The sequence below is a fragment of the Streptococcus raffinosi genome, assembly GCF_030284685.1.
Classification (GTDB): domain Bacteria; phylum Bacillota; class Bacilli; order Lactobacillales; family Streptococcaceae; genus Streptococcus; species Streptococcus raffinosi.
In genome coordinates this window covers 59,635-75,946 of record NZ_JASUZV010000012.1, presented here as the reverse complement: position 1 = coordinate 75,946, position 16,312 = coordinate 59,635, and the positions used below count along the sequence as shown (strand labels likewise).

Genomic DNA, 16,312 nt, shown 5'->3' with positions numbered 1-16,312 from the left:
AGCTTACGGCTGTCCTTTTGGAAGAGTCTCCAGTGATTTTTCAAGGCTCGATAAGGGAGTGACTTCTTATCAAACTGATTCATAATGGCAATTCTTGTCTTCAAAAAGGCTCGACCAAGGTGTTGGATGATGTGGAAACGATCAATAATGATTTCGGCATTCGGGAAAAGTCTGCGAGCTAGTGGGATATAGGCTCCTGACATATCCATTGTAATAAACTGCACTTTTTGGCGAACCTTCAATGGATACTTCAAAAAGTGGTTTCGAATAGTGGTTTGACGGAGATTATCAAGGATGGTTATGAGTTTGTTGGTCTCATAGTTTTGCGCCACAAAAGCGAGTTCACCTTTCTTGAACTCAAACTCATCCCAAGACATAACAGCTGGGAGCTTGTCATAATGCTCCTTGAAAGTAAACTGGTTAAGCTTACGATAGACAGTGGACGTCGACACACGAAGTCTTCTGGCAATATCCGTTAGCGATACCTTCTCAGTTAGAAGTTGAGCAACCTTTTGTCGGACAAGGTTGGAGATTTGGTGGTTTTTCTCAATGATTGATGTCTCAGCTACCATGACTTTCCTACAATTTTTACACTGGAAGCGATTTTTTCAAGCGTAGTAGTGTTGGAGTTCCAGCTTGTTCAAGGAGAGGAATTTTAGAAGATTTTTGAAAGTCATATTTGATCATCTTTCCTTGGCAATGAGGGCATGGTGGTGCTAGACTACAAGGAAACAGAGCTAAAGAAAATCAAGAAATTCTTCGAAGGAACGATGGATACAGCTGAGAACTATATCAAATCTGCCCTTAAGATGTTGGTGAAATAGAAAATATATGCCGAAACGTTGTGGTTGGGTAAAAATGAATAACCCTTTATATGTAGCCTATCATGATGAAGGGTGGGGCCAACCCCTTCATGATGACCGTGCTCTTTTTGAGTTACTTTGTTTGGAAACTTATCAGGCCGGTCTTTCTTGGGCAACGGTTCTCAACAAGCACCAAGCTTTCAGAGAATCATTTTACAACTACCAAGTCCAAGGTGTTTCGGAGATGACGGATGCAGAGTTGGAGGACTTGTTAGACAATCCAGCCATCATTCGAAATCGATCCAAGATTTTTGCTACGCGTGCCAATTCTCAAGCATTTCTACAAGTCCAGAAAACCTACGGTTCCTTTGATGCCTACCTCTGGTCTTTTGTCGAGGGAAAAACTATCGTGAATGATGTCCCTGACTATCGCCAGGCACCTGCTAAAACACCTTTGTCTGAAAAGTTATCTCAAGATCTCAAAAAACGAGGCTTCAAGTTTACAGGTCCAGTCGCAGTTTTAGCTTTTCTACAGGCGGCAGGCCTAGTTGATGACCATGAGAATGATTGTGAATGAAAAAGCGGAAGTTAATGAGTGCAGCGTTTAATTATCTGAGAATAGAGAAAAAGCTGAGAAACTCATCTCAGCTTTTTATACATACTATTAGATTTGTTAAAATGAAGTCAAAAAAGTGATTCCACCTAAAATAACACCAGCTGAATTTGGAATGATTAGTACCCAATCCTTTTTAGGTTCTTTTGTCCATCCATAAATAACCCAGATTAAGCAAGATATAGCAGCTGATAAAGGTTGAAATGGTTGAGCTTTATATCCCTGTAAATTGGCGATAATTTGAGGAATGTAGGCAACAAATACTATAATTCCAATAAAAGCACCAATGGAACCTACAATTCGATTAATTTTTTGTTTTGTCATATCATATTCACCTCCGATTGTAGAGTATCAAAATGATTGTAAATAGGCAAGGAGTATAGTCATTTATTGTTATTTTCTGTACAAAATAGATTAAAGTGTCTATATTTATATTTTTCAGGGGGTAGTATGCAATAAGTTGTGTAAACACAAAAAGGAATAAATCCGTTATAGTAGAGTTGCAACACATTACTAGAAAGAGATTTATTCCCATTCGTGCTGAAAATTTAGAAATGGCAGTGCAAGCTTTGGAGGACTTTATCGCTGAATGGAAGTCGAAGTATAGGAAAGTCATGGAAAGTTTGGAGAATGCGGATAATCTTTTAACTTTTTATCAGTTTCCCTACCAGATTTGGCACAGCATTTATTCGACAAACCTCATTGAGTCTCTTAACAAAGAAATCAAACGTCAAACGAAAAAGAAGGGGGAGTTCCTAACGAGGATGCTCTGGAACTTTACTTAGTTACTTTGTTTGAAGATTATAATTTCAAGCAAAGTCAACGAATCCATAAAGAGTTTGGCTAATGTTCTGACACACTTGAAAGCTTATTTGATTAAAAGTCCGTAACTCTACTTGAGTATTTACACAAAATTATTGACAGTATCCAATTCGATTACATGACAATTATTTAATCTATCATTAAGATAGTAAAAAACTCGTTAAAATAAGATTTATCAAGTTTTTTTGACAATAAAAAATGATATAATAAGTAAGTCTTTAAGGTGTAGATTTTAAGACAAAAAATACATTGGGGAAAAATTGAATATGGAAAATAAAGTACGCTATAAACTGCACAAAGTGAAGAAGCAGTGGGTTACTTTGGCTGTTGCTTTAGCAGCTTTGGCTACCATTGTTGGTGGTAGTGTTACCACAACTTCACTCGCTTCTGCAGAAGAAACAAATAACTCTAACGGATCACCTTCAACAACTACAGTGGGGGAAAATACAAATCCTGTGGTTGAAAAAGAGGTAGGAGCAACAACTGAAGTGGCAAATACTTCAAATGCCACGACAACAGAGCGAGCAGCAGTTACTGCTGACAAACCAGCTGAAGCGACAGTTCAACCAAATTCAGGAACAACTAGTGATAGAGCTACAGCAGTAGAGGTTGAAGCTAAACCTGAAACGACTGCCAAGCCAGAAGTAGTAGCTAAGCCAGAAACAGCTACAACATCGGAAGTAGCTACAAATGCTGGAGTAGCCGCTCCAACGACTGAGAAGTCTAAAGAGCTTTCTGAAGCTGAAATTAAAGCTGCAGTCTCACTCGATAATATTAAAAAAGAAAAAGATGGTAAATATTACTATCTTTTAGAAGATGGATCACATAAGAAAAACTTTGCCATTACTGTAAATGGTCAGGTCCTTTATTTTGATGAGAATGGTGTCCTTTCAAGCACATCAACTTATTCATTCACACAAGAAACAACAAATCTTGTCACTGATTTTACTAAAAACAATGCTGCTTACGATTCAACAAAAGCAAGCTTTGAACTTGTTGATGGTTATTTGACAGCTGATAGTTGGTACCGTCCAAAAGAAATCCTTGAAGCAGGAACAACTTGGAAAGCGTCAACTGAAAAAGACTTTCGTCCACTTTTGATGTCTTGGTGGCCTGATAAGGATACTCAAGTAGCTTACTTGAACTACATGACTAAGGCTCTTAGCAATGGTGAAGAAACAAAAGATGTCTTTACGATTGAAAATTCTCAAGCTAGCTTGAATGCCGCTGCTCAAATCATTCAACGTAAGATTGAGGTTAAGATTGCTGCTAATAAGTCAACAGACTGGTTACGTCAGTCAATCGAGGCCTTTGTTAAAGACCAAGATAAATGGAATGTTAACTCAGAAACACCTGGTAAGGAACACTTGCAAAAAGGTGCCCTTCTCTTTGTTAATAGTGATTTAACCAAGTGGGCTAACTCAGCCTACCGTAAGCTTGACCAAACAGCTACAAGTCGTTTGGCGAATGACAAGATTAAGAGCGGTAGTGATGCTGGTTATGAGTTCTTGCTTTCAAGCGATATTGATAACTCAAACCCAGTTGTTCAAGCAGAGATGCTTAACCAATTGTATTATTTTATGAACTGGGGACAAATCGTCTTTGGTGATAAGGATAAGGATGCCCACTTTGATGGTATCCGTGTAGATGCCGTGGATAATGTCAGCATCGACATGCTTCAATTGGTATCTTCATACATGAAGGAAGCTTACAAGGTCAGTGAGTCAGAAGCTCGTGCCCTTGCACATATCTCTATTCTTGAAGCTTGGTCACAAAATGACCCTTACTATGTAGATGAACACAATACAGCTGCCCTTTCTATGGACAATGGTCTTCGTTTGTCTATTGTTCATGGATTGACACGTCCAGTGACTAATAAAGGCATTGGTGCTCGTAATGCATCAATGAAAGATTTGGTTAACGGTGGCTATTTTGGTCTTTCAAACCGTGCAGACGTGACGTCATACGATCAACTTGGATTTGCAACCTATCTCTTTGTTCGTGCCCACGACTCAGAAGTCCAAACGGTTATCGCTGATATTATCAGTAAAAAAATTGATCCAACAACGGATGGTTTCACTTTTACCTTAGATCAATTGAAACAAGCTTTTGACATTTATAATGCTGATATGTTGAAAGTTGATAAAGAATATACTCATTCAAATATTCCAGCTGCCTATGCTTTGATGCTTCAAACAATGGGTGCGGCAACACGTGTTTATTATGGAGACTTGTATACTGATAACGGTCAGTACATGGCTAAGAAGTCACCATACTTTGACCAAATCACTACCCTTCTTAAAGCACGTTCAAAATATGTTGCCGGTGGACAAACATCTTATATCCACAACCTTGCTGGTGATGGGGTGTCATCTGCGAAAGATAATAAAGAAGTTCTTGTCTCTGTCCGTTATGGTCAAGATTTGATGTCTAAGACAGATACAGAAGGTGGAAAATACGGCCGCAATTCTGGTATGGTGACCCTTATCGCTAATAACCCAGATTTGAAATTAGCAGATGGTGAAACAATTACTGTAAATATGGGTGTAGCCCACAAGAACCAAGCCTACCGTCCACTCTTGCTTGGTACGGATAAAGGTATCGTGTCATCATTGAATGATTCAGATACTAAGGTTGTTAAATATACAGATGCACAAGGGAATCTTGTCTTCACAGCTGATGAAATCAAAGGCTTTAAGACTGTTGATATGAGTGGTTACCTTTCAGTTTGGGTACCAGTAGGTGCGACTGACGATCAAAACGTTCTTGCTAAACCATCAACAAAAGCCTACAAAGAAGGGGATAAGGTTTATAGCTCTTCTGCAGCACTTGAAGCACAAGTGATTTACGAAGGTTTCTCAAACTTCCAAGACTTTGTTAAAGAAGATAGTCAATACACTAATAAATTGATTGCAGCTAATGCAGACCTCTTCAAGTCATGGGGCATTACGTCATTTGAAATTGCACCTCAATATGTCTCATCTAAGGATGGAACTTTCCTTGATTCTATTATTGAGAATGGTTATGCCTTCACAGACCGTTATGACTTTGCCATGAGCAAAAACAATAAATACGGTTCAAAAGAAGATCTTCGTGATGCCCTTAAGGCTCTTCACAAACAAGGTATTCAAGTCATTGCTGACTGGGTTCCAGACCAATTGTATACCCTCCCAGGTAAAGAAGTAGTAACAGCTACTCGTACAGATACACATGGTAAGGTGCTTGATGATACTAGCTTGGTTAATAAACTCTATGTGACAAATACTAAGTCATCAGGAAATGATTTCCAAGCACAGTATGGTGGTGCTTTCCTGGATAAACTTCAAAAACTTTATCCAGAAATCTTCAAAGAAGTTATGGAAGCTTCAGGTAAGACGATCGATCCATCTGTTAAGATTAAACAGTGGGAAGCTAAGTACTTTAACGGTACAAACATCCAAAAACGTGGTTCTGACTATGTTCTCAGTGATGGTAAATTGTACTTCAACGTTAATGATAAAGGTAGCTTCTTGCCTGCTGCCTTGACTGGTGATACCAAAGCTAAGACTGGCTTTGCTTATGATGGTACTGGTGTGACTTATTACACAACATCAGGTACTCAAGCTAAGAGTCAATTTGTGACATATAATGGCAAACAGTACTACTTTAACGATAAGGGTTACCTTGTAACTGGTGAACAAGCTATCGACGGTTCAAACTATTTCTTCTTGCCAAATGGTGTTATGTTTACTGATGGTGTTATTAAAAATGCCAAAGGTCAATCATTGGTTTATGATAAGTCAGGTAAATTGACGACTCAAACTGGTTGGAAAGAAGTTACCGTTAAAGATGATAGTGGTAAGGAAGAAAAATTCTATCAATACTTCTTCAAAGGTGGCATCATGGCTACTGGTTTGACTGAAGTAGAAGGTAAGGAAAAATACTTCTATGACAATGGTTACCAAGCTAAAGGTATCTTCATTCCTACAAAAGACGGCCATTTGATGTTCTTCTGTGGTGATTCAGGTGAACGTAAGTACTCAGGCTTCTTTGAACAAGATGGTAACTGGTACTACGCTAATGATAAGGGCTATGTTGCCACTGGATTTACTAAGGTAGGCAAACAAAACCTTTACTTCAATGAAAAAGGTGTTCAAGTTAAGAACCGCTTCTTCCAAGTTGGTGATGCCACATACTATGCAAACAATGAAGGTGATGTTCTTCGTGGTGCCCAAACCATCAATGGTGACGAGCTCTACTTTGATGAGTCAGGTAAGCAAGTTAAAGGTGAGTTCGTGAACAATCCTGATGGTACGACTTCATACTACGATACAATCACAGGTGTGAAACTTGTTGATACATCATTAGTAGTTGATGGTCAAACCTTTAATATCGATGCTAAGGGTGTTGTGACTAAGGCTCATACACCAGGCTTCTATACTACTGGGGACAACAACTGGTTCTACGCTGACTCACGTGGTCGTAATGTGACAGGTGCACAAGTTATCAATGGTCAACATCTCTATTTTGATGCTAATGGTCGTCAAGTTAAGGGTGGCTTCGTAACGAACACTGACGGTAGTCGTTCATTCTACCACTGGAATACTGGTGATAAGATGGTTTCTACCTTCTTCACTACTGGTCATGATAAATGGTATTATGCTGATGATAAGGGTAATGTCGTTACTGGAGCTCAAGTAATCAACGGTCAAAAACTCTTCTTTGGTACTGATGGTAAACAGGTTAAAGGTGGCTTTGCAACAAACGCTAATGGCACTCGCTCATATTACCATGGGGCTACCGGAGATAAGTTAGTATCAACTTTCTTCACTACTGGAGACAATAACTGGTATTATGCTGATGCTAAGGGTGAAGTTGTTGTTGGCGAACAGACTATCAACGGCCAAAACCTTTACTTTGACCAAACTGGTAAACAAGTGAAGGGTGCAACAGCTATGAATCCTGATGGTTCAATCTCTTACTATGATGTCCATACAGGTGACAAGGCTATTAATCGCTGGATTCGAATTCCTTCAGGGCAATGGGTATACTTCAATGCTCAAGGTAAAGGTTACGTGTCAAATTAAGATTAATGAATGAAAGAAGTCAATCACTTTTGTGGTTGCTTTTTTCGTAAAAAATTGTCAAACTTTTATACATTCAGGTCATTTGTCTGGCCAAAAAGTGGTATAATAACTCTTGCTAAATCTTTATTTTGGAGTACACATGGCTAAGTCAAAAAATACTATTGAAAGTCGGATAGATTACTCGATTCTCTTGCCAGTCCTTATCCTACTACTGGTTGGTCTGGTCTCGGTATTTATCGCGACAAATTTTGATTACCCAAAGAATCTTGTGCAAGTCATGTCTCAGCAAGTACTATGGATTTTTCTAGGTTCAGTACTTGCTTTTGTTGTCATGTTATTTAATACAGAGTTTCTTTGGAAGGCAACCCCCTGGCTCTATATGTTTGGCCTGGGGCTTATGGTTCTACCTCTCGTTTTCTATTCCCCTGCTTTGGTTGCCTCGACAGGGGCAAAAAACTGGGTCAGTATTGGATCAGTAACCCTTTTCCAACCATCTGAGTTTATGAAGATATCCTACATCCTTTTTCTATCGAGAATAGGTGTTTGGGCTAAACAAGGAAAGGAAGTAACTGAACTTCAAGATGACTGGTTGCTACTTTTCCAATATGTAGCGGTCACGCTTCCTGTCCTAGGTTTACTGGTTCTTCAAGGTGATATGGGGACAGCCTTAGTCTTCCTCGCTATTTTAGCAGGTATAATAGTTGTTTCGGGGATATCCTGGCGTATTATCTTGCCGGTAGTTCTAGCTTTTGCAGTGGGATTAGGCTTGTTTGTAATGGTATTTACCACAGATTGGGGTAAGGAAGCTATGCTCAAGATGGGGGTACAAACCTACCAGATTAACCGTATCTCAGCTTGGTTGGATCCCTTCACTTATGCAGATGGTATCGCCTTTCAACAGACACAGGGGATGATTTCGATTGGTACTGGTGGTATCTATGGTAAAGGATTCAACCATCTAGAGTTAAATGTCCCAGTTCGTGAGAGTGATATGATTTTCACAGTAATTGCAGAGGATTTTGGTTTGGTTGGTAGTGGATTGGTCCTTCTGACCTATCTCTTCCTCATTTACCGTATGTTACGAGTGACTTTTAGGTCTAACAATCGCTTTTATACCTTTATCTCTACTGGTTTTATTATGATGATTGTCTTCCATATTTTTGAAAATATTGGGGCAGCAGTAGGCATCCTTCCTTTGACAGGTATTCCTTTGCCATTTATTTCTCAAGGGGGATCTTCACTCATCTCAAACCTAATTGGAGTTGGTTTGGTGCTTTCGATGGCTTATCAAACCAATCTTAATGAGGAAAATAAAATTCTCCTAGCTATGTCTCGTCGCATGCGTGTCTCGGGGACTAGTCATGTGAAGCCTGTTACCAAGACTCATCCTAAAAAAAATAAACCCTCTAAGAGTGCTAACAAGGCCACTCAAGAGTTAGTCAAGGCTAAAGATAAGGTGGATAAGGCAACAGAGAAAATGCGTCAAACCATTTCTCAAAATACGCCAAGCCTTCATCAAGGTAAGCGTCGTAAGGGTTCGAAAAATAAACCGACACGCAAACACTAAGCAGAAGCAAGTTGACAAGTTCAACTTGTTTTTCTTTGTAAAAAATTAAGGCCCGTGTCCTCCTCTTTGCCCCTGCCTGTGGTATAATAGAAGGCGACTATTTCGAAAAGGGGTTTGCTATGATAGAGACAGCCAAGCAGCAAGAACGTGCTATTTTAGTAGGTGTTGAATTGCAAGAAACAGAGCATTTTGACATGTCCATGGAGGAGCTTGCCAGTCTTGCCAAAACAGCAGGAGCAGAGGTTGTAGCTAGCTATACCCAAAAACGTGAACGTTATGATAGTAAGTCCTTCGTAGGTTCAGGAAAATTAGAGGAAATCAAGGCCATGGTAGATGCGGATGAGATTAGCACTGTCATTGTTAATAACCGTTTAACGCCTCGTCAAAATACCAATCTTGAAGCAGCCTTTGGCGTAAAAGTCATTGATCGTATGCAATTGATTTTGGATATTTTCGCCATGAGAGCCAGAAGCCATGAAGGGAAACTTCAGGTACATCTAGCCCAGCTCAAATACATGTTACCACGTCTAGCTGGTCAAGGGATTATGCTCAGTCGTCAAGCGGGGGGCATTGGTAGCCGTGGACCTGGTGAAAGTCAGTTGGAGCTCAATCGTCGTTCGATTCGTAACCAGATTGCTGATATTGAACGCCAGTTAAAGATTGTTGAGAAGAACCGAGAAACCATTCGCGAAAAGCGTGTTGATTCAACTACCTTTAAAATTGGTTTGATTGGTTATACCAATGCTGGGAAATCAACGATCATGAACCTAATGACGGATGATAAGCAGTATGAGGCTAATGAACTTTTCGCGACCTTGGATGCAACGACTAAGAAAATTTACTTAAAGGATCAGTTTCAAGTGACCTTGACAGATACGGTTGGTTTTATCCAGGACTTGCCAACAGAATTGGTTGCGGCTTTTAAATCAACGTTGGAAGAAAGCCGTAATGTTGACCTACTTTTGCATGTCATTGATGCCAGTGATCCCAATCATGAAGAACATGAAAAGGTGGTCTTGGACATTCTCAAAGACTTGGATATGAGTGATATTCCACGCCTTGCTATCTACAATAAGATGGATGTAGCTGATAACTTGGTGGCAACCGTCTTTCCTAATGTTCGCCTCTCAGCGCGTGACAAGGGGAGCAGAGAAACACTTAGAAGACTCTTGATTGATGAGATTCAGCAACTGTTTGAGCCTTTTAGTATTAAGGTTCATCAAGACCAAGCTTATAAACTCTATCAGTTGAGTCAATTGGCCTTGCTAGATAGTTACAACTTTGAGACAGAAGTGGAAGAAATTACAGGATTTATTTCCCCAAAAAATAAATGGAAATTGGAAGAATTTTATGACTGATTATATGGATTTAGCTTTGAAATATGGTGGTTTTACAAGTTTGGATAAGGTTTATTTGAAAAATACCCTGTCTGATCTTTCGGACAGTCAAAAATTGGCCTTTATTACCCCTCCACCAAGTGTCATTAATGCTTATTTTGCAGAGATCTACCAGAAACAATCTCCAGAAGCAGCAACGGATTACTACTTGGAGTTGTCAAAAGCATTGGATTTGTTTAATTTGGCACCATCTTTTGATGAGCGTAAGCCCTTTATTCGTCTCAATCTTTCAGGAAAATCATACGGTTTTTGCTATGAAACAGATGATGAGGTTGCCCATGTCTTCTCAGAGCAATTAGAGGTTCCAACAACGACTATTTTGTTTGAACTTGCTCAAGTTTTTCCACAGTATAAAGTTTATCTTGAAGGAAGCAAAATTAAGATGGCTAAGGTTGACTTTGATGAAGAGGTGCTAGAAGAACTAACTCCAGAAGGTCAGCTTCTTAGTCGTGTGTCTAAGCTTAAGGGAAATGTCATCAAGTTGGCTAGTTTCAATCAGGATGAATTAGTCGAACTTTTGGCTCAGTATAAAGGGCAAGTGATTTATTATGGCTTTGCACAACGTGAATGCCTGGCTTATATTGTCCAGAAATAAGAAGAACAATAGATAGAAAGTATAGAACGTTATGGAAATACAATTTTTAGGGACAGGAGCTGGACAACCATCCAAGGCTCGGAATGTATCGAGCTTGGTTTTGAAGCTACTCGATGAAATCAATGAAGTCTGGATGTTCGATTGTGGGGAAGGAACCCAGCGTCAGATTTTAGAAACAACGATAAAGCCTCGTAAAGTTAAGAAAATCTTCATCACGCATATGCATGGAGACCATATCTTCGGCTTGCCTGGCTTCTTGGCGAGTCGTTCCTTCCAATCCAGTGAAGAACAAACAGATTTGGAAGTTTATGGTCCAGTAGGTATCAAGCAATATGTTATGACCAGTCTTCGTACCTCGGGGACACGTCTTCCTTACCGAGTGCATTTTACTGAGATTGATGTGCATAAGTTAGGCTTGGTTATGGAAAATGACAAATTTGCTGTTTATGCTGACAAGTTGGATCATACTATTTTTTGTGTTGGCTACCGTGTGGTTCAAAAAGACCTAGAGGGTACTCTGGATGCTGAGGCTCTCAAAGCAGCTGGTGTCCCATTTGGACCACTCTTTGGTCAAATCAAGAATGGTCAAGATGTGGTTCTTGAAAATGGTACAAAAATCATTGCCAAGGACTATATTTCTGCGCCTAAGAAAGGCAAAGTGATTACTATCTTGGGTGATACCCGGAAGACGAATGCTAGTGTTCGTCTGGGATTGGGTGCTGATGTCTTGGTTCATGAGTCAACTTATGGTAAGGGTGATGAAAACATTGCCAAAAGTCATGGACATTCAACCAATATACAAGCAGCCCAGGTCGCTAAAGATGCTTCAGCCAAGCGTTTGTTACTCAATCATGTATCAGCTCGTTTCTTGGGCCGAGACATCGGTAGGATGGCGGCAGATGCCCAAACGATTTTCAAAAATACCTACATTGTACGAGACTTGGAAGAGGTAGAAATCTAATGGCTAAACAACGTATTATCGCTATTACGGGTGCCTCAGGAGGTCTTGCTCAAGAAATTGTCAAGCAGCTCTCCCCCAGTGATGGCATTATCCTCTTAGGCCGAGATAAGGACAAGCTGGAGAAATGCTATCGTCATGTGGAAAATAAAACCTGCCTTGCCATTGACCTTAGAGACGACAATGCCATTAAAGAAATGGTAGATTATCTCTATCAACGTTTTGGCCGTATTGATGTTTTTATCAATAATGCTGGCTTCGGCGAATTTAAATCTTATGATTGTTACACTAGCCAAGAAGTCCGTGATATGTTTGATATCAATACCTTTGCGACCATGACCTTTTCACGTCTGATGGCTGAGAAAATGGTGGAGCAAGGCCATGGCCATATCATCAATATCGCCAGTATGGCGGGGAAAATTGCGACAGCCAACTCAAGTGTCTATGCAGCGACAAAGTTTGCGGTAATTGGCTTCTCAGATGCCCTACGTCTGGAACTAGCTGATAAGGGCGTTTATGTGACAACCGTCAATCCAGGTCCAATTGAGACAAGCTTCTTTGATCAAGCTGACCCCTCTGGAGCTTATCTTGAGAGTGTTAAAAAGTTTGTCCTCAGTCCTAAGTACGTTGCTAAAAAGATTGTCCGTATTCTGGGCAAAAACAAACGAGAAGTCAATCTGCCACGACTCTTAGCAGTTGCTCACAAAGGCTATACGCTATTTCCACGCATCTCGGACAAGCTAGCTACCAATATATTTAACTACAAATAGGGGGGTTCTAGACGGCATCAAATATCCAATCTTATTTAGAAAACCTCCAGCACTATAGGTTAAAAAAGGAGTTAAGATGTTAGAATACAAAAAAGAAATTCCAGCGATGGAAGACCTAGTCGCATTGTACAGCTCGGTTGGCTGGACCAATTATACCAACAACCCAGCTATGATGGAAGAAGCTGTCAAAGCCAGTCTCTGGCAGTTGGCCGTCTATGATGACAAAGAGCTCGTCGCCTACATTCGCTTGGTAGGAGATGGCCACTCTGTCATTTTTGTGCAGGACCTCCTGGTGCGACCAGATCACCAGCGCCAAGGCATTGGCACGAAACTCTTAGAAGAGGCTTTAGCGACCTTCCCCAATGTCTATCAACGGCTCCTTGCCACTGATCGTAGCGAGAAAAATCTAGCCTTTTACCAATCTCTGGGCTTTGTCGAACTTTCAGAGCAAGCCTGTACAGGGATGATTTATAAAAATTGATGTAGAGGATTTCCGGACAGGGAATCCTTTTCTTCTTGTTTTACCCTACATTGCTTGAAAACGATAGTAGAATAGAGCTAGATAAAAGGAAGAGGAGAAAAGACAAGACAAATAAGGGAGAAATATCCAGAATATTATTTTGCTTAGAAAAGCAGGTCTTGATTATAAATGTACTACGAGTCTATGCATCTTCCGATTTTTTCCGTTCTCTTTTTGGAAAACTCAGACTTCTATCCAGTCTGATAAATTTATTCATGTTATAATAAGTAGACTAGATGACAGGGAGAAAATATAAAAACATGATTACATCAACGTATGATTGGAAAATAAATACAAAAGAGCCAGATGCTGGCTTTTTTAAACTTGCCAAAGAACATGGGCTGGCAGAGACAGCAGCCAAGATTGCCTTTGAACGTGGCATTACGACAGAAGATGCCCTTGAATCCTTTCTCAAGGCTGATTTATCACACCTTCATGATCCTTATCTTCTGCATGATATGGATAAGGCAGTGGCTAGAATTCGTCAGGCCATTGAAAATTATGAACAAATCTTAGTCTATGGAGACTATGATGCGGATGGTATGACATCAGCATCGATTGTCAAGGAAGCTCTTGAAATGATGGGCGCTGAAGCTCGAGTCTATTTGCCTAACCGTTTTACAGATGGTTATGGTCCAAACGAAAGTGTCTACAAATATTTCATTGAGCAGGAAGGTGTCTCGCTTATTGTCACAGTTGATAATGGGGTAGCGGGGAATGAGGCTATCGCTTATGCGCAAGAGCAAGGTGTGGATGTTATCGTTACTGACCACCATAGCATGCCAGCTCAGCTTCCAGATGCCTACGCTATTGTCCATCCGGAACATCCAGATGCCGAATATCCTTTTAAGTATTTGGCAGGTTGTGGAGTAGCTTTCAAATTGGCAACGGCCCTCCTTGAGACCATTCCTACAGAGATGCTGGACTTGGTAGCCATTGGGACCATTGCCGATATGGTTAGTCTAACGGATGAAAATCGTATTATGGTCAAGGTGGGTCTGGAAATTCTAAAGACTACTGAGCGTATTGGACTGCAAGAGTTACTCCGTATTTCAGATGTAGACCCAACAACGATTTCTGAAGAAACAGTAGGTTTTAAACTGGCCCCTCAACTCAATGCCTTGGGGCGCTTAGACGATCCAAATCCAGCTATTGAACTGCTGACCGGATTTGACGATGAAGAAGCTCAAGCCATTGCTCTGAATATAAATGCCAAAAATGAAGAACGCAAGGAAGTTGTTCAAAAAATCTTTGATGAAGCCATGACTATGGTAGACTTGGATAAACCTGTTCAGGTTTTGGCTAAGGAAGGCTGGCATCCGGGTGTTCTCGGCATTGTTGCTGGTCGCATCATGGAACAAATCAGTCAGACAGTGGTAGTTTTAAATATCGAAGATGGTCTGGCTAAGGGTTCAGCCCGTAGTCTGGAATCTATCAATATCTTCCATGCCCTAGATAATCATCGAGACATTTTTACTGCTTTTGGAGGGCATGCTGGAGCAGCTGGGATGACCCTTCCAGAGGAAAATCTTGGTCAACTCTCCGATATTTTGTGCCATTATGTCTATGACAATGACATTGATACAAGCGCTAAAAATACACTCAATTTAGACGAGGAACTCAAGCTCAGTGAGCTTAGCTTGGATACCATAAAGAGCCTGAGAAAATTAGCTCCTTTTGGCATGGATAATAAAAAGCCAGTCTTTTGGCTACATGATATTACAGTGACTCAAGCCAGGACTATGGGGCAAAATGGAGCCCATCTTAAGTTTAAGGTTAAACAAGGTAAGGCTAGTTTTGATGTTGTCGCCTTTAATAAGGGTGATTTGCTTCAAGAATTCCAACAAGCTCAAGGTTTGGAATTAGCCGTGACCTTATCTGTAAATGTTTGGAATGGTCAGACAACACTCCAGCTTATGCTTGAGGATGCGCGTGTAGAAGGCATCCAATTATTTGATATTCGTGCTAAAAATATGACTCTACCAGAAGGCGTACCGATGGTAGAAGAAGCATCAGACACAGCACCTGCGGTAGTCCTTAATAAGTTGCCTGAATCTGCGACAGAATTGAAAGAGTGGTTTGAAGGTAAGGATTTCCAAGCGATATACTTTAAGAATAGCATCAAACGGGCTTATTATCTGACCGGCTATGGAACCAGAGAGCAGTTCGCAAGGCTCTATAAGACCATCTACCAATTTCCAGAGTTTGATGTCCGCTATAAACTAGATGACCTCAGTCATTACCTTAAAATTGATAAAATTCTCCTTATCAAGATGATTCAGATTTTTGATGAATTGGATTTTGTGACCATTGATAATGGTGTCATGACGGTTAATAAAGAAGCTAAGAAACGTGACATTGAAGACAGTCAGATTTTCCAAGACCTTAAACATTTAGTTAAGTTTCAAGAACTTATGGCTTTGGGAACACCACAGGAAATTTATGATTGGCTCTACAAGCCAGAGCAGTAGTGATCAACTAAGATAATTGGCTTAGAATCTAGGGGTTAGCATTTTCTAAATCCACGGATTCATGCTATAATAATATGTAAATATTTTTTGGCAAAATGCCTATAGGAAGAACAAATGAAATTAGAAGACTATATTGCATCTATTGAAAACTACCCTAAAGAAGGGGTTACTTTCCGTGATATTAGCCCATTGATGGCTGATGGAAAAGCTTATGGCTATGCTATTCGTGAAATCGTTCAGTATGCTACGGACATGAAGATTGATATGATTGTTGGTCCCGAAGCACGTGGTTTCATTGTTGGATGTCCAGTTGCTTATCAACTTGGAATTGGCTTTGCGCCAGTTCGTAAACCTGGTAAATTGCCACGTGAAGTCATTTCAGCAGATTACGAAAAAGAGTACGGTGTTGATACGCTTTGTATGCACGCTGATGCCATTAAACCTGGTCAACGTGTCCTTATCGTTGATGATCTCTTGGCGACTGGCGGAACTGTGAAAGCCACAATTGAAATGGTAGAACGCCTTGGCGGTGTTGTTGCTGGTTGTGCCTTCTTGATTGAACTTGACGGTCTTAATGGACGTAAAGCTATAGAAGGCTATGACACTAAAGTATTGATGAACTTCCCAGGATAATTTATTCCTGATTTTACAAAAGGCCTTAGGGCCTTTTTAACTCTTTTAAACAGAATATGCTTTCTTATATAGTTTTAAGCTATAGCTAACTAGAGAA

The 16,312-nt window shown here is 40.3% G+C and carries 10 protein-coding genes and 4 pseudogenes; 12 read left to right on the top strand and 2 right to left on the bottom strand.

The genetic code is table 11. The features are described 5' to 3' along the window. Nucleotides 1-717, bottom strand: a pseudogene (locus QRD39_RS08475) (ISL3 family transposase); the annotation flags it as partial. On the opposite strand from QRD39_RS08475, the pseudogene QRD39_RS08470 reads away from it, so the two are divergent. Beyond that, a pseudogene (locus QRD39_RS08470) lies at nt 702-824 on the top strand (Holliday junction branch migration protein RuvA); the annotation flags it as partial. The pseudogenes QRD39_RS08475 and QRD39_RS08470 sit on opposite strands and share 16 nt — an antisense overlap. Before the next feature lie 7 nt (nt 825-831). Then, the gene (locus tag QRD39_RS08465; protein ID WP_064521287.1) at nt 832-1,380 is read left to right on the top strand and encodes a DNA-3-methyladenine glycosylase I; all 549 of its coding nucleotides are present in this window, start codon (nt 832-834) and stop codon (nt 1,378-1,380) included. A gap of 96 nt (nt 1,381-1,476) precedes the next feature. Here the strand turns inward: QRD39_RS08465 and QRD39_RS08460 are convergent, their stop codons facing one another. Beyond that, the gene (locus tag QRD39_RS08460; protein WP_064521289.1) at nt 1,477-1,740 is read right to left on the bottom strand and encodes a SemiSWEET family transporter; all 264 of its coding nucleotides are present in this window, start codon (nt 1,738-1,740) and stop codon (nt 1,477-1,479) included. A gap of 131 nt (nt 1,741-1,871) precedes the next feature. Between QRD39_RS08460 and QRD39_RS08455 the strand changes: the two are divergent. From QRD39_RS08455 to QRD39_RS08410, 10 genes and pseudogenes are all read left to right on the top strand, one after another. Further along, a pseudogene (locus QRD39_RS08455) lies at nt 1,872-2,263 on the top strand (transposase). Nucleotides 2,264-2,504: 241 nt separating this feature from the next. Continuing rightward, complete coding sequence (locus QRD39_RS08450; protein ID WP_285956223.1) at nt 2,505-7,304, top strand: glycoside hydrolase family 70 protein; 4,800 nt, start codon at nt 2,505-2,507, stop codon at nt 7,302-7,304. 139 nt (nt 7,305-7,443) lie between these two features. After that, nucleotides 7,444-8,613: pseudogene (locus QRD39_RS08445) on the top strand (FtsW/RodA/SpoVE family cell cycle protein); the annotation flags it as partial. Between the two features lie 377 nt (nt 8,614-8,990). Then, a complete protein-coding gene (gene hflX, locus QRD39_RS08440; RefSeq protein WP_285956222.1) occupies nt 8,991-10,229 on the top strand; it encodes a GTPase HflX in 1,239 nt (412 codons plus the stop codon). After that, on the top strand, nt 10,222-10,863 hold the full coding sequence (locus tag QRD39_RS08435; protein WP_285956221.1) for a cystathionine beta-lyase: 642 nt from the start codon (nt 10,222-10,224) through the stop codon (nt 10,861-10,863). Before hflX ends, QRD39_RS08435 begins: the two co-directional genes overlap by 8 nt. 31 nt (nt 10,864-10,894) lie before the next feature. Then, nucleotides 10,895-11,824 (top strand): ribonuclease Z, encoded by a 930-nt coding sequence (rnz, locus tag QRD39_RS08430; RefSeq protein ID WP_285956220.1) that lies wholly within the window; start codon nt 10,895-10,897, stop codon nt 11,822-11,824. Then, nucleotides 11,824-12,591: an SDR family NAD(P)-dependent oxidoreductase gene (locus QRD39_RS08425; protein WP_285956219.1), complete on the top strand. Its 768-nt coding sequence runs from the start codon at nt 11,824-11,826 to the stop codon at nt 12,589-12,591. The genes rnz and QRD39_RS08425 overlap by 1 nt, the downstream gene beginning before the upstream one ends. Before the next feature lie 76 nt (nt 12,592-12,667). Continuing rightward, nucleotides 12,668-13,072, top strand: a complete 405-nt coding sequence (locus QRD39_RS08420) for a GNAT family N-acetyltransferase (RefSeq protein WP_285956218.1) — start codon at nt 12,668-12,670, stop codon at nt 13,070-13,072. Between the two features lie 299 nt (nt 13,073-13,371). Continuing rightward, on the top strand, nt 13,372-15,582 hold the full coding sequence (gene recJ, locus QRD39_RS08415; protein ID WP_285956217.1) for a single-stranded-DNA-specific exonuclease RecJ: 2,211 nt from the start codon (nt 13,372-13,374) through the stop codon (nt 15,580-15,582). Between the two features lie 114 nt (nt 15,583-15,696). Continuing rightward, on the top strand, nt 15,697-16,215 hold the full coding sequence (locus QRD39_RS08410; RefSeq protein WP_060934307.1) for an adenine phosphoribosyltransferase: 519 nt from the start codon (nt 15,697-15,699) through the stop codon (nt 16,213-16,215). Nucleotides 16,216-16,312: the final 97 nt, after the last annotated feature.